Below are 20,911 nucleotides of genomic sequence, written 5' to 3' on the forward strand. Positions count from 1 at the left end.
CGTGTTGCAACGAGTCATGATGTTAACTTTACCGCTGCTGCTGACCGGCTGTCTGTCGCTGGATCCGCACTACCAGCGCCCGGCGCCGCCGGTGCCCGCCAACCTGCCGCAGGGCGAGGCCGGCGGCAACCAGGCGCTGAGCTACCCGGACGTCGCCTGGCGCGACTATGTCCAGGATGCCCGGCTGCGCCAGGTGGTGGCGCTGGGGCTGAACGGCAGCCGCGATCTGCGCGAGGCGATCGCCAATATCGCGTTGGCGCGCGCCCTGTATGGTGAGCAGCGCTCGGCGCTGTTCCCGACAATCAATGCCACCGCCGACGGCAGCCGCGGGCGGGCGCTGACCGGTAACGGCAACGCCACCGCGCTGAGCCAAAGCTACGAAGCCGCGGCCGGCGTCAGCGCATTCGAGTGGGATCTGTTCGGCAAAAACGCCAGCCTGTCGCGCGCTGCGTTCGAAACCTATTTGGCGAACTCGGAGGGGGCGAAAAGCACCCGTCTGACGCTGATCGCCGATATCGTCACCGACTGGGTGGCGGTGGCGGCCGAGCGCAGCAATCTGGCGGTGGCGCAGCAAACGATGGCGAGCGCCAAACGATCGCTGGACGTCACGCGTAACAATCAGCAGCACGGGATTGCGTCGCTGGTTGACGTGGCGTCGGCGGAAACCGTCTATCAGCAGGCGCGATCGGACGCCGCCAGCTACGCCACCAGCGCTGCACAGGCGAAAAACGCGCTGGATTTGGCGGTAGGGCAAAGCGTGCCGGAAAACCTGCTGCCGAGTGGCATCGAGGCGCTGGGCGGGATCATGCGCGATCTGCCGGCCGGCGTTTCTTCGCAAGTGTTGCTGAAGCGGCCGGACGTGCTGCAGGCCGAGCATAACCTGAAATCCGCCAACGCCGATATCGGCTCGGCGCGGGCGGCGTTCTTCCCGTCGATCAGCCTGACCGCCAGCGGCGGCGTGGGCAGCGGTGAACTCTCCTCGTTGTTCAGCCATGGAGCCGGCGTCTGGTCGTTCGCACCGAGCATCAGCCTGCCGATCTTCAGCGGCGGCTATAACACGGCTCAGCTCAACTACAGCCAGGCGCAGAAAGACCTGTATGTCGCCACCTATGAGAAAGCGGTGCAGACGGCATTTCAGGAAACCGCCGACGCGCTGGCGCGCAAAGCCACGCTGCAGGAACAGCTGGCGGCGCAAACCGGCTATGTGGCGGCGGCGCAGCAATACTATCGCCTGGCCGAGCTGCGTAACCGCCAAGGCGTGGACAGCTACCTGACGCTGCTGGACGCGCAGCGCACGCTGTACACGGCGCAACAGGCGCTGATCGCCGCGCAGCAGACTGCATACGACAATCAAGCCACTCTGTATAAAGTGTTGGGCGGCGGCGTTACCGCTGAGCGGCAGGGGGATGGCGTCATCGCCGACAAGACGACGCTCAGCCGCTAACCGTCGACCGCGCGCGCCAGGAGTGTGGCTACGCGCGGTTTTTTTATGGAAAGTGTAAAGAAACGGAAAACCCGGCCGGCGGTCAGAACTCGCCGCGGTGAGCAGAGTCAGACAGAGAACCGCATTCATCTTTTATACATACCGGCTCGAGGTCGTCATGGCAGAAGACATTCAGCAACAGGTCATCGCGCTTATCGCCGCCTTCAACGCATCAGGGCGGCTGAAGAAGGGCGTAGCCATCACCCCGGAAACCGAGATTAACACCGCGCTCAACCTGTCGTTCAGCGATTCCAATACGCTGATGCGCCGCTACTTCGATACCTTCGGCGTCGACAGCGGCAACTATAATCACGAACTGTATTTCCCGCCCCCGACCAACACCGGGCGCTGGTTTTCCCCCTCAGCCTGCAAAGAACACCCCCGGCCGCTGTGCGTGTCGATGCTGGTGCGTTCCGCGCGCGCCAAACGCTGGCTGTACGACATCCACTTCCTGATCGAGCAGCTCCGCTAGCGCCGCGTTACTGTTCCAACACCTCGGCGAACTTCGCCAGCCACTGCGGATGCGCCGGCCAGGCCGGGGCGGTGACCAGATTGCCGTCGACGTGCGCCTGATCGATGCCGATCTCCGCATAATGACCGCCGCCCAGCCGCACTTCCGGCGCGCAGGCCGGGTAGGCGCTGCAGGTGCGGCCTTTCAACACCCCGGCCGCCGCCAGCAGCTGCGGGCCGTGGCAAACGGCGGCGATCGGTTTTTTCGCGGCGTCAAACGCCTGCACCAGCGCGATCACGTCGGGGTTCAGGCGCAGGTATTCCGGCGCCCGGCCGCCGGGGATCAAGAGCGCATCGTAGTGCTCTTCTTTGGCGGCGGCGAAGTCGGCGTTCAGGGTGAAGCGGTGGCCGGGTTTCTCGCTGTAGGTCTGCGCCCCGTCAAAATCGTGGATTGCGGTCTGGATGTAATCGCCGACGGCTTTGCCGGGGCACACGGCGTCCACCCAATGACCGATCATCTGCAATGCCTGAAACGGCACCATGGTTTCGTAATCTTCGGCGTAGTCGCCGACCAGCATCAGGATCTTTTTCTTGCTCATGATCACAACTCCTGCGGGATAGGGATTGCCTAAGGTATAGCCCAGTGCCCCTGGGAATGCGAACCACAAAGCGCCTATCTATACTCGTGATACTGCGGCGCTTTTCTCGCCGCTCAACCCCAGGGAGGATCCCCGATGCTGAATCTGGCTACCTTGCTTGAAGAGAGTGCGCGCACCTGGCCGGAGCGGCCGGCGGTGATACAGGACGACAACCCGCTCAGCTATCGGGCGCTTAACGACATGGCCAATCGGGTGGCGAATTTGTTGGCTGCGCGCGGCGTGCGGCCCGGTGAACGGGTGGCGCTGGCCTGCCCGAACCGGCCGGAGTTTCCGGCTATCTATTACGGCATTCTCAAAAGCGGCGCGGTGGTGGTGCCGCTGAATATTCTGCTGAAAAGCGCAGAGTTCGACTATTACCTGACGGATTCGGCGGCGGTGGCGCTGTTTTGTTTTGAGGGCAGCAGCGGCCTGCCGCTGGGGGAGGAAGCGCTGCGGGCGGTGGCGAAGGCGGAGCAGTGCCGCGAGGTGTTTATCATCGGCGATCGGTTGCCGCTCGAGGGGGAGCGTTTCAGCGCGGCGATAGCCGAGCAGGCTACCGAATTCGCTTCGGCGACGACGCTCGAAAGCGACACCGCGGTGGTGCTGTATACCAGCGGCACCACCGGCCGCGCCAAAGGGGCGGAGTTGACCCACGCCAATCTGGTGCTCAACGCCTTGGGATCGGTGCGGCTGTTCGACGGTTCGGAGACGGCCCCCGATCGTCACCTGGTCACGCTGCCGCTGTTCCACACTTTTGGTTCGACTGTGCAGATGAACGCCGGGTTTGCCGCCGCCGCCACTCTGGTGCTGGTCGAGCGCTTCGACGCCGCACAGGCCATCGCGCTGATGCAACGGCACGGCATCACCTTTTTCGCCGGAGTGCCGACCATGTATTGGGCGCTGTTGAATGCGCTGGATGAACACACGGATATCGAACGCTTGCGCAGCACGCTGCGTATAGCGGTGTCCGGCGGCGCCAGCCTGCCGCTGCAGATCCTGGAGGATTTTTCGCGCCGCTTCGGCGTCAACATTCTCGAAGGATATGGGCTGTCGGAGACCAGCCCGGTCGCCACCTTTAACCATCCCCACCGCGTGACCAAACCCGGCTCCATCGGTCAACCGATCTGGGGCGTGGAGGTGCGCCTGCTAGACGCCACCGGGCAGCCGGTCGACGGCATCGATCAGGTCGGGGAGATCGCGGTGCGCGGTTACAACATCATGAAAGGTTACCTGAATCGCCCCGAAGCGACGGCGGAGGTGCTGGAAAACGGTTGGTTCCTCACCGGTGACCTGGCGCGCCGCGACGCCGACGGCTTCTATTTCATCGTCGATCGGGCCAAGGACATGATCATTCGCGGCGGGTTCAACGTCTATCCGCGCGAGATTGAAGAGGCGCTGATTCGCCATCCGGCGGTGTCGTTGGTGGCGGTGATCGGCGTTGAACACCCGTCGCTGGGCGAAGAGATCAAAGCGGTAGTGGTGTTGAAAGAGACGGAAGAGCCCATCGAGGAGGAAACGCTTATTGCCTGGAGCCGGGAGCGGCTGGCGGCGTACAAGTATCCGCGCATCGTCGAGTTCGTCGAGCATTTGCCGATGACCAGTACCGGTAAGGTGTTGAAGCGCTGTTTGCGCTGAGGAAAATCCGGCCTGCCGGGGCAGGCCGGGATACGGGCATCAACCTGGGTAGATGCCGCGCTCTTTACGTGCGGTCAGGATGCGCTCACAGGCCACGATGTAAGCGGCGGTACGCAGGCTGCACTCTTTTTCGGCCGCCTTGTTCCAGACGTGGACCATGGCGTCGGTCATGATTTTGTCCATACGCTCATTGATCTCGGACTCGCTCCAGAAGTAGCTCGCCATGTCCTGCACCCACTCGAAGTAACTGACCGTTACGCCGCCGGCATTACAGATAACGTCCGGGACCACGGTGATGTTACGGGAACGCAGAATGTCGTCTGCCTCTGGGAAGGTTGGGCCGTTGGCGCCTTCCAGCACCAGTTTGGCGCTGAGGATTTCAGCGCGCTGGCGGGTGATCTGGCCTTCCAGCGCAGCCGGGATCAGGATGTCCATGTCGACTGACCAGAACGCTTCGCTTTCGATCTCGCTGGCGCCCGGGAAGCCGGCGATCTGCTTGTGCTTGACCTGGTATTCGGTCAGCGCGGCCAGATCGATGCCATCGGCGTTGAACAGGGTGGCGGAGTGGTCCTGGATGGTGACGACGCGTGCGCCGACGCCAACGAACAGGCGAGCCGCTTCGCTGCCCACGTTACCGAAGCCTTGTACCGCCACTTTGGCGCCTTCGATTTGCACGCCCAGACGTTTGGCCACTTCGCTGCCGGTGACGAACACGCCGCGGCCGGTCGCTTTCTCACGGCCCAGGGAGCCGCCGAGGTGGATTGGCTTGCCGGTGACCACGCCGGTGATGGTGGTGCCGTGGTTCATGGAGTAGGTGTCCATCATCCAGGCCATCACTTTGGCGTTGGTGCCGACGTCCGGCGCAGGAATGTCTTTCTGTGGCCCGATGATGAAGCCGATTTCGCTGGTGTAGCGGCGGGTCAGTCGCTCCAGTTCACCTTCAGACAGTTTGAACGGGTCGACGCGGATGCCGCCCTTGGCGCCGCCGTACGGCAGGTTGACCGCGGCACACTTGATGGTCATCCAGGCGGACAGGGCCATCACTTCGTTCAGATCGACGTCAGGGTGGAAGCGGATGCCGCCTTTACCCGGCCCACGCGACAGGTTGTGCTGTACGCGGAAACCTTCGAAGTGGCGGATGGTGCCATCGTCCATCTGCAGCGGGATATCAACAATCAAAGCGCGCTTAGGGTGACGCAGCGTATCAACCCAGCGTGACAGCTCGCCGAGGTAAGGGGCGACGCGATCGATTTGTTGCAGATATGTAGCCCAAGCGGTGGTGCTGCTGTCTGAAGCGTAGGATAGCTTTTCCATAACCAACCTTTATATATTAGAGGTATTTATTTCGTTTAACCGTGGATTAGCAAGCGCATAACACTTTGCGACGCTAAATTTACCACTAATTATGCCGGTTGTTAGCCCCCCTCTCATCGGGCCAGCGGGCGGTTTTTCGCCGCCTGCAGGGCGATAAATGAATAGTTAATTACTTTTTGTCGGCGGTGAGCGAGCACATGCATAATTTATGCATATAAAGCGCATAAAAACCCTTTTTATCTATTTTTCAGAAGCTTGAATGTGATCAAAAAGTTTCATTTTATTTAACTGCCATGTTGACAATGGCATTTCCCCTCGCCAGAGTTAAATTAATGTTAAAACGGCTCCGGCGTCGTTTTTTTGTTGCACAAGGGAAAGTATAACCATTTGATATTGTAGTGTTTACCCACCACGCTCAGGCTTTGTACGCCAAACGTGGGCGCTACGCGGCTCACGAGAGCATTTTCTCGGCACCCATTATTATTACCTCCCTGTTACAACGGGGCGGGCAGCGTTCGGTCTCAATTTTATTGCCGGTTAGAGCGCCCACGGGCGTTTCACTCCTGCTGCAGCCGCACATCGGTTGCTTAATCGCCTTAATGACGGACAGGTAATACCATGAAAAAAAATCACTGCGATCGGCTGAACCCAGGTTCAGCCGAAGGGCCAAACTGTGCCCAAACCCTGCAGCGCGGGCTGAGCGCGCGCCATATTCAACTGATTTCGATCGGCGGCGCCATCGGCACCGGGCTGTTTATGGGCGCCGGGAAAACCCTCGCGCTGTCGGGCACCTCCATCGTACTGACTTACGCCATCGTCGGCTTTTTCATGTTCATGGTCATGAGGGCGATGGGGGAGCTGCTGCTCACGCGGCTCGATTATCGTTCGTTCGCCGATTTCGTCTCCGAATACCTGGGGCCGCGCGCCAGCTTTTTTCTCGGCTGGTCCTACTGGCTGAGCTGGGTCGTGACCTGCATTGCCGACGTGGTGGTGTGCGGCGGCTACGTGCAGTATTGGCTGCCTAACGTCTCGCCCTGGCTGCCGGCGCTGCTGACGCTGGGGTTCTTGTGTCTGTTCAACATGCTATCGGTCAAGATGTTCGGCGAAGCCGAATTCTGGTTCGCGATGATTAAGGTGGTGGCGATCGTCGCGCTGATTGCCACCGGCGCCTGGATGGTGTTCAGCGGCTGGACCTCGCCGGACGGCGTGACCGCTTCGCTGCATAACGTCACCGATCCCGCCATTTTCATGCCACACGGCATCTTCGGCTTCTTCGCCGGTTTCCAGATCGCCATTTTCTCCTGTACCGGCATCGAGCTGCTGGGCACGATGTCGGCGGAGACCAAAAACCCGGAGAAGGTGCTGCCAAAGGCGATCAACGCGATCCCGGCGCGCATCATCGTCTTCTACGTGTGCTCGATGCTGACCATTATCGCCGTCACCTCGTGGAGCCACATTTCACCGGACAGCAGTCCGTTCGTGATGCTGTTCGATCGGGCGGGGCTGCCGGCCGCCGCGGCGGTGATCAACTTTGTGGTGCTGACTTCGGCGATGTCCTCGGCCAACAGCGGGGTGTATTCCAGCACCCGCATGCTGTACAGCCTGTCGATGGAAAAGCACGCCCACGGCCAGTTCCGCATTCTGTCCCGCACCACGGCCATTCCGATCCGCAGCCTGCTGTTTTCCTGCTTCTGCATGGTGTCCGGCACCTTGCTGCTGGTGCTGGTGCCGAACGTCATGACGCTGTTCACCCTCGTCTCTACCGTGGCGGCGATCCTGGTGGTTTACAGCTGGGGCATGATATTGGTCGCCTACCTGGTATATCGCCAGAAACGGCCGGATCTGCACGCCGGTTCCCACTTCAAAATGCCGGGCGGGGTCGCGATGGCCTGGCTGACGCTGGCATTTTTCGCCTTTACGCTAGTGCTGATGGTGTTCGATCGCGATACGCTGATCGCGCTATGCAGCATGCCGCTGTGGTTTACCACGCTCGGCCTGATCTGGCGCTATCGGGTCCGTGACAGCGTGGCGCGCGAGAGCTACGTGTTTTATCGGCGTGGCGCCGAGGCGGAATAACCGGCGAAGGATGCGCAGTTGCCGCCGCTCGACTCGGCAAGCGGCGGCAACTGCGGTATGCTAAGCGGCTGAACCGCAAACCAAACCGGGCCATACGGAGACACCCCAGCGTGCCGAACTCTTCTTCTCAACTCGAACTTTTGCGATCGGTCGCCGACGGCATCGCCGCGCTGTTTTTCCCGAATGCAGAAGTGGTGATCCACGATCTGGCCACCAACAAGATTGCCTATCTGGCGAACAACCTGTCGAAGCGCAAACCGGGTGACGACGCCGGGCTGGAAGACGTCGAGCTCGCCGGCGGCGCCGGCGTGACCGGCCCCTATGAGAAGCTGAACTGGGACGGCAAAAAGATGCGCTCGGTGAGCATCGCCGCGCGCGACGAGCAGGGCAAGCCCAGCTATCTGCTGTGCATCAACCTGAGCACCGCGATGTTCGAGGACGCCCGCAACGCGCTGGACATGTTCCTGTCTGTCACGCGGCTGCAGCCACAGCCGCAAGCGCTGTTCAAAGATGACTGGCAGGAGAAGATCAATACCTTCCTGCACGATTGGCTGCGGCGCGAAAACGCCGCGCTCGGCGCGCTGAGCCGCGAACAGAAACGGCGGCTGGTCAGCGATCTCTATCATCAGGGGGCGTTCAAGGCCAAAAGCGCGGCGGATTACATCGCCAACGTGCTGTCGATGGGGCGCGCCACGGTGTACAAGCATTTGCGGGAATTGAAGCAGGAGTAAAGGCGGCGGGAAAGGCGGAAGAAATGGGCGGCGCTGGCCGCCCATTTTTGTTACCAGCGGTAGTTGACCGAAGCGATGATGCTGCGGCCGCTGCCGTAGAAGCAGGCGTACTCGCCGCTGCAGGATGAAACGTATTTCTTGTCCGTCAGGTTCTGCACGTTGAGCTGAAGCGCCGCACCGCGCAGCGCTGACGAGGCCTGGCCGAGGTCATATTTCACCATGGCGTCGTACAGCGTGTAGTGCGGCACGTCGTACTGGCCGGTGGCGTCGGCCGGCGCATCGCCGATGTAACGCACGCCGCTGCCGACGGTCAGGCCGTTCAGCCCGCCGCTCAGGAAGCTGTAGCTGCCCCAGGCGGATGCCGCGTGGCGCGGGATGCCCGCCGGGCTGTGGCCAATTTCGTCCGCCGAGTTGGAGTCTTTGGTGACTACGTCGGTGTAGGTATAGGCGGCGGTCAGCTTGATTTCCGGCGTTGGTTGGGCGTGCACTTCCGCCTCAATCCCTTTGGATTTCACCTCACCGATCTGCTCGTAGGCGGAGGTGAGACGGTTGTAAGACGCCACATTGCGCTGGGTAATGTCGAACCAGGAGAGGGTCAGCAGGGTGTTGCCGCCCGGGATCTGGTATTTCACGCCCACCTCGGTTTGTTTGCCGGTGGTCGGCTTGAGCGGATCGGCGCCCGGCGCGCTCGGGTACAGGTTAGGATCGAACGAGGTGCAGTAGCTGACGTACGGTGAAATGCCGTTGTCGAAGGCGTAAAGCAGGCCCGCGCGGCCGGTGAACTGGGCATCGTTGTAGGTCTGCTCTTTACCGCCGCTGGTGCGATCGCGGGTGTTGACCTGCGACCAGTCCTGACGGCCGGACAGCAGCAGGTTCCAGTTATTCCACTCCAACTGGTCCTGCAGATACACCCCGACCTGATTCAGCGTCTTCAAATCGCTGGAAGCCAGCGCCAGCGTGCTGCCATCGATGCTGGGGCGAACCGGGTTGGCCCAGTCGATCGGGTAATCGTTGCCGCGATCGCGATACATCTTCGAATCGATATGGCTGTAGCGGTAATCCAGCCCGCCCAGCACTGTGTGCTTCACCTCGCCGGTGTCGAACAGGCCCTTCAGCTGGTTATCCACGCCAAACTCGTTGGTCATCTGCGTTTCATGCTGCGCCATGCGGGTGACGGTGTGGTCGTTAACCTTCGAGTTTACGTTATAAACCAGATATTTATAGTCTTCATCACGGTGGGTGAAGCGCAGGTTCTGGGTAAACGACAGCGCATCGCTGAAGTTATGCTCGAGGCTGTAGCCGATCGACGCCTGCTCGCGCCGCGACTTGTTGAAGCTGGGTTCGCTGACGTTGAAGTCATAGGGCACATAGCCCGCGCTGGTCGGGAACAGCGTGCCGGCGCGCGGCAGGAAGTTGCGCGATCCGGCTTTCGGATCGTTCTGGTAGCTGGTCAGCAGCGTAAAGCTGGTGTCTTCGTTCGGCAGCCAGGTGAAGGCCGGGGCGATGGCCACCCGTTGCTGCTTGCTGTCTTTGACAAACTCATGTTCGGTTCTGGCGATGCCGTTCAGGCGGTAGAACAGGGTATTGTCGTCGTTGAGCTTGCCGCCGAAATCGAACGCCGTTTCCGCCAGATGGCGGTTGCCGGTGCTGAATTTGACTTCGTGAATGCTCTGGGCGGTAGGGCGTTTACTGGTCATCACCACCACGCCGCCGGGGCTGACCTGGCCGTACAGCACGCCGGCCGGGCCATGCACCATCTCCACGCGCTCCAGCAGCCAGGGATCGATCTGCCCGGCGCCGCCGTTTTGGCTCGAGAGGCCAAAGTGCAGGCCGTCGAGCAGCTTGGGCGCATAGCGGAAGCCGCGGCTGATCACTTCGTCATTGCGGTTGGAGTTGCCACGGTAGGTGGTGATCACCCCACTGGTGTAGTTCAGCGCGTCGGCGACCGACGCCGGCTCCTGGTCGTTCATCTGCTCGCGCGTGACCACCGAGATGGACTGCGGCGTTTTGCGCAGAGGGGCGGCGGTCTTGGTGCCGGCGGCGCTTTCTTTGGCGACGATCCCTTTGACCGGCGCGGTCACGCTGTTTTGCGCGTCGGCGGTCACCAAAATCGTCTCGTCCGCCGCGGCGGACGCGTGTTGCGCCAAGGGCAGTAAGGCCAGCGCCGATCCCAGCAACAGACGCTTGGCGGCCGTCGCCTCCGCATTTCCGTTTGCTATCCCTTTGTTTTTAATCTTCATTATCTCTCCTGCATACCTGCGTTGTGTGTCATGCCACCCTGATAAACCCCGAAATGCCGACAAGCGGTCTTCTCCCGTCGACGCGGAAACGCCGTGTGTGCACGACGGTAAAAATCCGACAAATAGTATTGAAAATGATAATGAGTATCAATACGATTGTCAGGTTTTGTAAAAATCACTCGTGTTATGTAAGGGGCGCTATGGAGTTTTTGCCGGAAAAGAGGCCAGAAAGCGGTCATGAGGGATTGGCGGCGCAATGGCTGCGTGAAGAGGCGGCAGGACAGCCTGCGTGGTGGCAGAAGGTGGCCTCACACGGCACGCCCATCGTCGAGCCGCACGATGACCGCCACGTCAAAATGACCTGGCTGTGGCGCGATCCCGCCGGCGATGAACGGCACTCGCCAATACGCCGCGTTTACGCCGATATCAACGGCATTACCGATCACCACAGCACGTCCCCCAGCAGCCTGACCAGGCTCCCCGGCACCGACGTTTGGTACGGCGCCGCCGTTATCGATCGCCGTTGGCGCGGCAGCTATAGCCTGATCCCTATTACCGATCGGGATCTTCCCCCCGTATTCAGCGACGACGAAACGTTGCGCGACCGCCAGCAGCGCGCCTGGTGGGTATCGCTGTTCCCATTGGCCATCGCCGATCCGCTGAATCGCGTATCGCTGGGGCCGTCTCATCGCCCGCGCCCGGTTTCCCTGGCGCAAGGGCCGGATGCCGACGATCAAAGCGCCTGGCAGGCCGCCGATCGGCCATGGGATGAGGCGCGGCTACAGCTTTTTCAGTGGCGCAGCGAACATCTGGATAACCAGCGGCGCGTCTGGCTGTATGCCAGCGGCGACGCGGCGGTGAAAGCGAATCGCCCGTTGGTGTTATTGCTCGACGGCCAAAACTGGATCGAAAGGCACGCGCTGTTGCCGGTGATCGAGCACGAAACGGCAAGAGGGCACCTGCCGCCCGCGTGCTGGCTGCTGATCGATGCGATCGACGGTGAACACCGGGAAAACGAGCTGCCCTGCAACGCCGCCTTCTGGCAAGCAATCATCGATGAGTTGCTGCCGCAGGCGCAGAAGCGCGAACCGTTCAGCGAGGAAGGGACGCGCACCGTTGTCGCCGGCCAGAGCTACGGCGGGCTGGCGGCGTTATATGCCGGTGTGCACTGGCCGGAACGCTTTGGCCACGTGTTGAGCCAGTCCGGCTCCTTCTGGTGGCCTACGGTGCAATTCGTTACCCAGTTCGAAAAACGCCACGAGCTGGAGGAAGGCTGGCTGATACGCCAGGTTCGGCAACGCAACGCGGCGTCGCCCACGCTCACCGTGATTCAGCAAGCCGGCGATCGAGAGGCGGACATCGAATTCGTTAATCGCCAAATGCATCAGGCGCTGACGGCGGCGGGGCACCGCGCCGAATACCGCGTGTTTTCCGGCGGGCACGATGCGCTCTGCTGGCGCGGCGGCCTGGTGGACGGCGTGCGCCAGCTGCTTTCCGCGATGAAATAACCCACACATTTTGACAGACAGGTAATGAAAATGACTCAGGAACAACAAAACCCGTTCGATGACGAAAGCCTCCGTTTCACCGTTTTGGTCAACGCGCAGCAGCAGTATTCGCTGTGGCCGCAGTTTGCCGACACGCCGCAGGGGTGGCGCGTGCTGATGGGGCCGGCGTCGCGCGGCGAATGCATCGACTACATCGAAACGCACTGGCAGGACATGCGGCCGGCGGCGCTGAAAGCGGCGGATGCGGCGCGTTAAGCGCCAGGCAGCCACATCGATACATTCCGTTTGAGGAAAAGGACAGACACCATGTCAGAAACGCTTTCTTTGCCGGATACTCAGGTCGAGTATCGGGATTATCCGCTGGTTGCAGCACAACCGGGGATCTGGATCGCCGACCAAATCGCGCTGCGCCGCAACGGCTTCGCCGTGGCGCACTACACCGAACTGCACGGCGCTATCGACCGCTCGGCGCTGGAGCGCGCCATCCGTCAGGGGCTGGCCGAAGCGGATACGGTTCAGGCGCGGTTCTTTGAGGCGCAGGACGGCCAGCCGGTGCAGCGTTTACCGTTGATAGCCGACCCTGCACGCGTGCAGGCGCCGGAGTGGTTCGATTTCAGCACGCAGCCGGACGCCGAACAGGCGGCGCTGGCGCTGATGAACGACGATCTGGCGCAGGATCTGCCGGCGGACGGCGAACGGCCGCTTTATCGCCATGCAGTGATCCGCGTCAGCGCCGAGCGCTGGTTCTGGTACCAGCGCTTTCATCATCTGACCCTGGACGGCTTCAGTTTCGAAGCCATCACCCGCCGGATCGCCGATATCTATCGCGCGCTGCGCCACGGGCTGTCGCCGGCGGCCTCGCCGTTTACCCCGTTCGGCAAGGTGGTGGAGGAGTTTCAGCAATGGCAAACGTCGACCGCACGTGAGCGGGCAGCCGAATTCTGGCGCCAGCATCTGCGCGATTTGCCGTCGCCGCTGTCATTATCGACGGAGAGTCGGGAGGTTGAACCGGGTGCCCGGCCGCTCAAACAGGCGCTGGTGCTGCCTGAATCGCTGTTTGACGAAGCGCTGCGCGATGATGCGCTGCAGTCGCTGCAACCGGCCGATATCGTCACGGCGGCGCTGGCGATGTATCTGGCGCGCATGAGCGGTGAAACCCGCTTCTCAGTCGGCTTTCCTTTCATGCGCCGGATGGGGTCGCAGGCGCTGGCGGCGGTCGGCCCGGTGGTCAACGTGCTGCCGCTGCTGCTGAACGTGACGCCGGCGATGTCGCTGGCGGACGTCTGCCAGGCCACCGTGGCGGAGATCAAGCAGGCGCGCCGCCATCAACGCTATGAGGCGGAGCAGATCAAACGCGATCTCGGCCTGGTCGGCGGCCATCAGGAACTGTATGGCCCGGTGGTCAACGTCAAGGTCTACCACAGCGCCTTGTCGTTCGACGGTCAGGCGGCCACCACCCATACGCTGGCGATGGGGCCGGTTGACGATCTGGAGTTTGAGATCGGTTTTCGAAGCGGCGTGCTGACGCTGTCTTTGGTCGCCAACCCGGCCAAATACTCGCCGCGCACCTTGCATCATCACGCGGAGCGCATCGGCCATTGGCTGCAGCAGCTGGCGCGGCAGCCGCGCCAGCCGAACGGCCAACTGGCGCTAATCAGCGATGGGGAACTCAGACAACTCGCGGCCTGGGGGCGCGGCGCCGAGCTGACGCCGCCGGCGGGCATGGTCTCGATTATGGATGCGTTCCAGTGCCAGGTCGAGCGCCAGCCCGAGGCGTTGGCGGTGGCCTGCGGCGACGTGCGCCTCAGCTACCGGCAGCTCTCCGAACGGGTGATGCAACTGGGGCGAGTGCTGATCGAAAACGGCATCGGCGCCGAAGACGTTGTCGCCATCGGCATTCCACGCTCGGTGGACACGCTGGTCGCGCTGCTCGGCGTGCTGGCCAGCGGCGCGGCCTATATGCCGCTCGATCTGGACTATCCGCGTGAACGTTTGGCGCTGATGTGCGACGACGCGCGGCCGGTAATGTTGCTGACCCACCGCGCCACGCGGGCCAACATGCCGGATCTGCCGCAGATATTGTGCCTGGACGACGCCCCGTGCCTGGCGCGCTGCGCGGCCGCCGAGGCCACGCCGATAACGGATGCCGAACGGCGTGTGCCGCTGAGCGAGGCGCATCTCGCCTACATGATTTACACCTCCGGCTCGACCGGCAAACCCAAGGGGGTCATGTCCACACACCGCGGGCTGCTGAACCTGTTCCTGTCGCACCAGGCTTCTCTGTTTGGCCCGGCGATCGAAAAATTCCAGGCTCGCCACGCGCGCCGCTTGCGCGCCGGCCATACCGCCTCGTTTTCTTTCGACTCCTCTTGGGAACCGCTGTTCTGCATGATGATGGGCAGCGAACTGGTTATCTTCGATGAGGAGCTGCGCCGCGACCCCTGGGCGCTGCTGGAACAAACCCAACAGACGCCGATCGATCTGCTGGACATCACGCCGTCGTTCTTCTCGCAACTGGTGGACTGCGGCCTGCTGAAAGGGCAGTTCCCGCTGCCGTCGTTCGTGATGATCGGCGGCGAGGCGGCGACGCCGACGCTGTGGAACCTGATGCAGCAGCATCCGGAAGTGGAGATCCACAACTATTACGGCCCGTCCGAATACACCGTCGATACCCTCGGCGCGCCGGTGACGGCCGCAGACCAGCCGGTGATCGGCCGTCCCCTCGCCAATACCTCAGTTTGGCTGCTCGACAGCCGCCTGCAGCCGGTGCCGATCGGCGCGGCGGGCGAACTGTACATTTCCGGCAAAGGCATCGCGCGCGGTTACCTGCGGCGCCCGGATCTGACGGCGGCGCGCTTTGTCGCCAACCCGTTCGCCGAAGGCGAGGTGATGTACCGCAGCGGCGATCTGATGCGCTGGAGCGCGGAGGGCCAGCTGGTGTTCATTGGCCGAACCGATCATCAAATTAAGGTGCGCGGCTTCCGCGTCGAGCTGGGTGAGGTGGAAAGCGCCTTGGCCGCCTTGCCGGACGTGGGGCGAGCGGTGGTGATCGCCGAGCCGATCGGCGCCACCTATCGCCTGATCGGCTACTGCTCGGTGCAGGATGACGCGCGCCGCGCCTCGCCGACGCTGCAAAACGAGCTGCTGGGGCAGCTGGCGCAGCGTCTGCCGGATTATATGGTACCGGCGATCCTGGTGGTGATGCCGGAGCTGCCGCTCAACGTCAACGGCAAGATTGACCGCCAGGCGCTGCCCAAACCGCAGGAGACGCTGGCGCAAAGCATTCGCGAACCGGCCACCGAGCAGGAAAGGCTGATTTGCCGCGCGATGGCCCACCTGTTGGGGATGGAGCGCGTTGGCGCCGACGACGATTTCTTCGCGCTCGGCGGCGACAGCATCTCGGCGATGGGGCTGGGCACCGCCCTGCGGCGCAACGGTTATCTGTTGCGGCCGCGCGAGATCTTCGCGCTGCACACCCCCGCGCGCATGGCGCAGGCGATGCAGCCGCTGGTCGTAGACTCTCAGACCCCACGCAGCGTGCGGCAAGGCCCGATCGACGGGCTGCCGATCCTGCACTGGTTTGCCGAGACGGGCGATATGCATCGCCGCTTCGCGCACGGCGTTTTCCTGCGCGTGCCTGCCGAGCTGCAACCGGAACAGCTGCGTGATGCGTTGGAACAGCTGCGCACGGCCCACCCGGCGCTGGGCGCCCGGATCCGCGATGGCCAGTTGGTGGCTGAAGAAGCCGCTAGCGCTGAGTTCATGCAGGTTCAGACCGTATCCAGCGAACTGGAGCCGGCGGCGGAACAGGCTTTCGATGCCGCACTCGAGCATCTCGATCCGGCGGCCGGCGCCATGATGCAGGCGATCTTGTTGCAGCGTGACGGGCAGAGCCTGGGGCTGGTGCTGGCGATCCACCACCTGGTGGTCGACGGCGTTTCCTGGCGCATCCTGCTCGAGGAGCTGCGGCAAGTGGCCGACAGCGCCATGCAGGGGCAGCCGATCACGCTGCCGCCGGAAGAAACCTCGCTCTATGAGTGGTCTGCGCGTTTACGCGCAGACGTGGAGCGCCGGGAAGCCGAGCTGCCGTTCTGGCGGCAAATGCTGGCGGACGGCGTGCCGCGTTTGGGCCGGCGCGCGCTGGAACCGCAGACCGATCGCATCGCCTCGGTGAACGAACGGCGCACGCTGCTCGACAGCCGGTTGACCGCCGCGCTGCTCGGCACATTGCCGCAGGGCTATCGCGCCCAGGTTGAAGAGATCATGCTGTGCGCGCTGGCTCAGGCCTGCCGCCGCCGTTTTCAGACCGCTTCGCTGCGTTTCTCTCTGGAGTCGCACGGCCGCGCCGAACTGGACGACGGCCTCGATCTGGCCCGCACCGTCGGCTGGCTGACGGCGGAGTACCCGCTGCGCATCGAACTGCATGACGCCGAGCACAATGAGGCCGTGCGCGCGGTGAAACGGGCGACGCGAGCGGTGGCCGATCGCGGCATCGGCTACGGCCAGCTGCGTTATCTGCATCCACAGCGCGACGACCTGGCGGCGCTGGCGCAGCGCAACGCCCCGGAGATTTTATTCAACTACCTCGGGCGCTTCAGCCAGGATGAAGGGCACTGGATGCCGCAGCGCAGCCAAACCCGCTTCCGCGACGCCTTCGCCGTGGCGCAGGATGCGCAGCAGGCGCTGTCTTACGGGCTGGAAGTGAACATCTTTGTCGAGGAACGGCGCGACGGCGCCTGCCTGGCGATTAACTGGAGCTGGCTGGAGGCGATTTTCAGCGAGAGCGACATAACGCAGCTGCACAGCGGCATTGAGCAAGCGGTGCGTTCACTGTGCGAATTTGCCGAACGGCATCCCGAACGCGCGGCGGCGACGTTGGTGGCGGCCGAGATCGCCCAGCCGGGCGTCGATGATGAGGCGGTGCGCGCCTGGGAGCGGGAGTGCGGGCCGTTAGCCGCGGCGCTGCCGCTGTTGCCGCTGCAACACGGCCTGCTGTTCCATGCGCAGACGGCGCAGCAGGGCGGCAGCTATAACTCGTTGACGCGCCTGAGCCTCTGCGGCGAACTGGACGCGCTTCAACTTCAGCAGGCGCTGGATGCGGTGATCCGCCGCCATCCGCAATTGGCCGCCCGATTCAACCGCGAGGGCGAACCGCTGCAGCTGATACCGCAGGAAAGCCAATGGCCGTTGGACAGCCACAGGCTGCCGCCGCTGGCCGAAGAACAGGAGGCACAGGCACTGCACCGGCTGGAGCAGCAGGAACTGCAGCGCGATCTGTTCAACCAGCCGGGCGCGATGCTGCATGCGCTGTGGGTCAAACACGGCGATAGCGAACGCTACACGCTGTTCCTTAACGCGCACCACCTGATCGTCGATGGTTGGTCGACGCCGGTGGTGCTCAACGATCTGATGCTGGCCCTGCGTGAAGGCGAACAGGCGTTGCCGCCGCTGCGTTCGAACTATGCCGATATCGTGCGCCGTCTGACCGCGCGGGATGCCGAAGCCTCGCGCCGCCTGTGGCGTGAGACGCTGCAGGATGTGCGCCCGACGTTACTGTTCGGTGACGCGCAGGACGATCGCGTGCATGAGCTGGAAATGACGCTGCCGCCGGCCGAGGAAAAGCGCTTGCTGACCCTGTGCCGCGAACGCGGGTTGACGCTCAATACCGTGATGCAGGGCATTTGGGCGCTGCAGCTGGCCAGCTGTTGCGGCCAGCAGGACGTGGTGTTCGGCTCGCCGGTGTCCGGCCGCTTTGGCCAGATAGAAGGGGTCGAGGAACACGTCGGCCTGTTCAGCAACACGTTGCCGGTGCGAGTTCGTCTGCAGCATGACCGTTCGTTGACGGAACAGCTGACCGACCTGCAGCACCGGCAGATTGCACTGCTGGAGCACGACGATTTGGGGTTGGGGGAAATTCAGCACCTGGCCGGGGCGGGCACGCTGTTCGATACGCTGTTGGTGGTGGAGAACTACCCGGACAACGACGCTCTGTTGGGCGGCGCAGGATCGCTGCGTTGCGACGCCATCCGCAACAAAGGCTATACCCACTATCCGCTGACGCTGCTGGTGCTGCCGGGCGAACGTCTGCGCCTGCTGATGGAGTACCGCGCCTCGGTGCCGCAACCTGAACGCTTCGCCGCGCGGCTGATGGCGCTGCTGCAACAGTGGATCGTCCAGCCGGATCTGCCGCTGCCGCGCTGGCAGTTGCAAACCCCGCAGGAGCAGGCGCTGATCGCGGCGGTCAACCGCACCGGGCAGGCGGTGGCGGACACCACCTTGCATCAGGCGATCGCCGATCAAGCGCGGCGCACACCGGAACGCATCGCGCTACAGGATGCCGGGCACAGCCTCAGCTACCGTGACATGCAGCGCCAGGCCGCGCTGCTGGCCGAGCGGCTGACGGTGGCCGGCATTCAGCCGGGGGACATTGTCGCGGTCGCGTTGCCGCGTTCCGTGCGCCTCAGCCTGGCGTTGACGGCGATTGTGCAGACCGGCGCCGCCTGGTTGCCGCTGGACACCGGCTACCCGGACGAACGTCTGGCCTACATGGTGGAGGACGCCAAGCCGCGGCTGATTATCACCGAAAGCGCGTTGGATGCCCGCTTCGCCGCGCTGGCGCCGACGCTGCTGTTCGATGCGCTGGACGAGAGCGGGCGCGAACCGGCAGCGCGCCAATCGGCGGGGAACGGCGATTATCCCGCCTACGTGCTGTATACCTCCGGCTCTACCGGGCGGCCGAAAGGCGTGGTGGTGAACCACCGGGCAATCGTCAACCGCCTGTTCTGGATGCAGCACGAGTATGCGCTCGATGCGCAGGACGTGGTATTGCAGAAAACGCCGTGCAGCTTCGACGTTTCCGTCTGGGAATTCTTCTGGCCGCTGATGGTTGGTGCGCGCCTGGTGATGGCGCCGCCGGAGGCGCACCGCGATCCGCAGGCGCTGACGACGTTGATCGACGACTATGGCGTGACCACGCTGCATTTCGTTCCGTCCATGTTGGCTATCTGGGTAGAGGCCTTGAACGAACGGGCGCCACAGCGCGCCGCCGCCAGCCTGAAACGCGTGTTCTGCAGCGGCGAAGCGCTGTCGTGTGAACTGGCTTCCCGCTATCAGGCGTTGGTTACCGCGCCGCTGCATAACCTGTATGGCCCAACGGAGGCGGCGGTCGATGTCACCTACCAACCGGCGTCCGGCGCGGCGTTGGCGGCGGTGAACGGCGCCGGCGTGCCGATCGGCAAACCGGTCTGGAACACCCAACTGAGCATTCTCGACGCCATGCTGCGGCCGGTGCCCGTCGGCTGCGCCGGCGATCTCTACCTGCGCGGCATTCAGCTGGCCGATGGCTATCTGCATCGGCCGGGGCTGACGGCGCAGCGGTTTGTCGCCGATCCCGCCGGCAACGGCGCGCGCATGTATCGCACCGGCGATATCGCCCGCTGGCTGGAAGACGGCAGCGTCGAGTATTTGGGGCGCAGCGACGATCAGCTGAAGATCCGCGGCCAGCGCATCGAGCTGGGCGAAATCGAGCAGGCGCTGCTGGCGCAGCCGGGGGTAGCGCAAGCGGCGGTGCACGCCATCGAACTGGGCGAGGGTGCGACGGGGCTTGGCGGCGCCGATATGCGCCAGCTGGTTGCCTGGCTGATCGCCCAACCGGGCGTGACGCTGGATACCGGCGTGCTGCATCAGGCGCTGGAGCAGCGTTTGCCTGCGCACATGATGCCGGTCAGCTATGTCATGACCGACCGTTTCCCGCTCAGCGCCAGCGGTAAGCTGGATCGCAAGGCGTTGCCACGGCCGCAGCGCCGCCATCAGAGCGGCCGCATGCCGGAGAGCGACAGCGAGCGCCTGCTGGCGGCGCTGTTTGGGGAACTGTTGGGGCGCGAGACGGTGTATGCCGACGACGACTTCTTCGCGCTGGGCGGCCATTCGCTGCTGGCGATGCGTCTGGCGGCGGAGCTGCGTCGGCGCGTCCCTCGGCCATTGAGCGTCGGGCAGATCATGTTCGCCCGCAGCCTGGAGAAGATGGCGCACCTGCTCGATGACGCGCAGGCGGCCAATTCGGCCGAGAGCCGCGGCGTCGGCGAGTGCCTGCAACTGCGGGCCGGCCAAGGCCCGGCGCTGTTCTGCCTGCATCCGGCTTCCGGTTTCGCCTGGCAGTATTCGGGGCTGAGCCGTTATCTGCCGGGGAGCTACCCCATCATCGGCCTGCAGTCGCCAAGACCGGATGGCGCTATCGCCACCTGCGAGGATATCGAGCAGATGGTCGATCGGCATCTCGCTAATCTGCGCCGCCTGCAGCCACAGGGGCCTTACTACCTGCTGGGCTATTCGCTCGGCGGCACGCTGGCGCACTCGATGGCCGCGCGCCTGCAGCAGCAGGGCGAAGAGGTGGCGTTCCTCGGCATGCTGGATACCTATCCGCCGGAAGGCCAGGATTGGACAGGCCCCAGCGAGGAGGACGCGCAGAAAGAGGTGGCGCAGGAGCAGGCCGAGTTTATGGCGGAAGATCATGGCGATCCGGCGCTGATGGCGGAGAAGGCGGCGATGTTCGACAGCATCGTCGCCAACTACCGCGACGCGGTTCGCATTCTGTCTCAGGCGCGCAGCCGGCGTTTCCACGGCACGGCGACGCTGTTTGTCGCCGACCAGACGCTGCCGCCGGAGATGGATATCGACGCCGTGTGGGCGCCGTATCTGGATGGGCTGATCTGCCATCACCAGCGCTGTGAACACGCGGACATTCTGTCGCCGGCTTCGCTGGAGACGCTTGGCCCGCTATTGCACGAGCTGCTGACGCGGCAATACGGGTTGGTATAACGCAACCGGGCCGGGGGCG

The 20,911-nt window shown here is 63.4% G+C and carries 11 protein-coding genes; 8 read left to right on the forward strand and 3 right to left on the reverse strand.

Annotated features, from left to right (window positions below):
• Position 1: 1 nt before the first annotated feature.
• Positions 2 to 1,444 (forward strand): efflux transporter outer membrane subunit, encoded by a 1,443-nt coding sequence (locus tag ACYF6X_RS07895; protein ID WP_130017327.1) that lies wholly within the window; start codon positions 2 to 4, stop codon positions 1,442 to 1,444.
• A 157-nt stretch (positions 1,445 to 1,601) separates the two neighbouring features.
• Complete coding sequence (locus tag ACYF6X_RS07900) at positions 1,602 to 1,955, forward strand: DUF1493 family protein (RefSeq protein ID WP_406879959.1); 354 nt, start codon at positions 1,602 to 1,604, stop codon at positions 1,953 to 1,955.
• Between the two features lie 7 nt (positions 1,956 to 1,962).
• Here ACYF6X_RS07900 and ACYF6X_RS07905 read toward each other — a convergent pair whose 3' ends face one another.
• A complete protein-coding gene (locus ACYF6X_RS07905; protein WP_004937978.1) occupies positions 1,963 to 2,532 on the reverse strand; it encodes a DJ-1/PfpI family protein in 570 nt (189 codons plus the stop codon).
• Positions 2,533 to 2,667: 135 nt separating this feature from the next.
• On the opposite strand from ACYF6X_RS07905, the gene ACYF6X_RS07910 reads away from it, so the two are divergent.
• On the forward strand, positions 2,668 to 4,206 hold the full coding sequence (locus tag ACYF6X_RS07910; protein WP_130017328.1) for a long-chain-fatty-acid--CoA ligase: 1,539 nt from the start codon (positions 2,668 to 2,670) through the stop codon (positions 4,204 to 4,206).
• Between the two features lie 39 nt (positions 4,207 to 4,245).
• On the opposite strand, the gene ACYF6X_RS07915 is transcribed toward ACYF6X_RS07910, so the two are convergent.
• Positions 4,246 to 5,520: a Glu/Leu/Phe/Val family dehydrogenase gene (locus ACYF6X_RS07915; protein ID WP_063989903.1), complete on the reverse strand. Its 1,275-nt coding sequence runs from the start codon at positions 5,518 to 5,520 to the stop codon at positions 4,246 to 4,248.
• A 618-nt stretch (positions 5,521 to 6,138) separates the two neighbouring features.
• On the opposite strand from ACYF6X_RS07915, the gene ACYF6X_RS07920 reads away from it, so the two are divergent.
• Entirely contained in the window at positions 6,139 to 7,596 is a 1,458-nt protein-coding gene (locus ACYF6X_RS07920) for an amino acid permease (RefSeq protein ID WP_063989902.1), read from the forward strand.
• A gap of 110 nt (positions 7,597 to 7,706) precedes the next feature.
• Positions 7,707 to 8,327 carry a helix-turn-helix transcriptional regulator gene (locus ACYF6X_RS07925; protein ID WP_130017329.1) on the forward strand — a complete coding sequence of 207 codons (621 nt, stop codon included), beginning with the start codon at positions 7,707 to 7,709 and terminating at the stop codon, positions 8,325 to 8,327.
• A gap of 50 nt (positions 8,328 to 8,377) precedes the next feature.
• On the opposite strand, the gene ACYF6X_RS07930 is transcribed toward ACYF6X_RS07925, so the two are convergent.
• The gene (locus tag ACYF6X_RS07930) at positions 8,378 to 10,567 is read right to left on the reverse strand and encodes a TonB-dependent siderophore receptor (RefSeq protein ID WP_130017330.1); all 2,190 of its coding nucleotides are present in this window, start codon (positions 10,565 to 10,567) and stop codon (positions 8,378 to 8,380) included.
• Between the two features lie 200 nt (positions 10,568 to 10,767).
• Between ACYF6X_RS07930 and fes the strand changes: the two genes are divergently transcribed.
• The 3 genes from fes to ACYF6X_RS07945 are packed head-to-tail and all read left to right on the forward strand — an operon-like array spanning position 10,768 to position 20,892.
• Positions 10,768 to 12,075 carry an enterochelin esterase gene (fes, locus tag ACYF6X_RS07935; RefSeq protein WP_242512515.1) on the forward strand — a complete coding sequence of 436 codons (1,308 nt, stop codon included), beginning with the start codon at positions 10,768 to 10,770 and terminating at the stop codon, positions 12,073 to 12,075.
• Between the two features lie 30 nt (positions 12,076 to 12,105).
• Positions 12,106 to 12,330: an MbtH family protein gene (locus ACYF6X_RS07940; RefSeq protein WP_049199691.1), complete on the forward strand. Its 225-nt coding sequence runs from the start codon at positions 12,106 to 12,108 to the stop codon at positions 12,328 to 12,330.
• Positions 12,331 to 12,381: 51 nt separating this feature from the next.
• Positions 12,382 to 20,892: a non-ribosomal peptide synthetase gene (locus ACYF6X_RS07945; RefSeq protein WP_130017331.1), complete on the forward strand. Its 8,511-nt coding sequence runs from the start codon at positions 12,382 to 12,384 to the stop codon at positions 20,890 to 20,892.
• The last annotated feature ends 19 nt before the right edge of the window (positions 20,893 to 20,911 follow it).

Source organism: Serratia sp. ID 25-353 (assembly GCF_054792795.1).

What these genes read in the sequence shown, in the direction of transcription:
- ACYF6X_RS07910 (WP_130017328.1), top strand. Translation starts at nt 2,668, where the DNA reads ATGCTGAATCTGGCTACCTTGCTTGAAGAGAGTGCGCGCACCTGGCCG.
- ACYF6X_RS07940 (WP_049199691.1), top strand. Translation starts at nt 12,106, where the DNA reads ATGACTCAGGAACAACAAAACCCGTTCGATGACGAAAGCCTCCGTTTC.
- ACYF6X_RS07930 (WP_130017330.1), bottom strand. Translation starts at nt 10,567, where the DNA reads ATGAAGATTAAAAACAAAGGGATAGCAAACGGAAATGCGGAGGCGACG.
- ACYF6X_RS07945 (WP_130017331.1), top strand. Translation starts at nt 12,382, where the DNA reads ATGTCAGAAACGCTTTCTTTGCCGGATACTCAGGTCGAGTATCGGGAT.
- ACYF6X_RS07905 (WP_004937978.1), bottom strand. Translation starts at nt 2,532, where the DNA reads ATGAGCAAGAAAAAGATCCTGATGCTGGTCGGCGACTACGCCGAAGAT.
- fes (WP_242512515.1), top strand. Translation starts at nt 10,768, where the DNA reads ATGGAGTTTTTGCCGGAAAAGAGGCCAGAAAGCGGTCATGAGGGATTG.
- ACYF6X_RS07915 (WP_063989903.1), bottom strand. Translation starts at nt 5,520, where the DNA reads ATGGAAAAGCTATCCTACGCTTCAGACAGCAGCACCACCGCTTGGGCT.
- ACYF6X_RS07920 (WP_063989902.1), top strand. Translation starts at nt 6,139, where the DNA reads ATGAAAAAAAATCACTGCGATCGGCTGAACCCAGGTTCAGCCGAAGGG.
- ACYF6X_RS07900 (WP_406879959.1), top strand. Translation starts at nt 1,602, where the DNA reads ATGGCAGAAGACATTCAGCAACAGGTCATCGCGCTTATCGCCGCCTTC.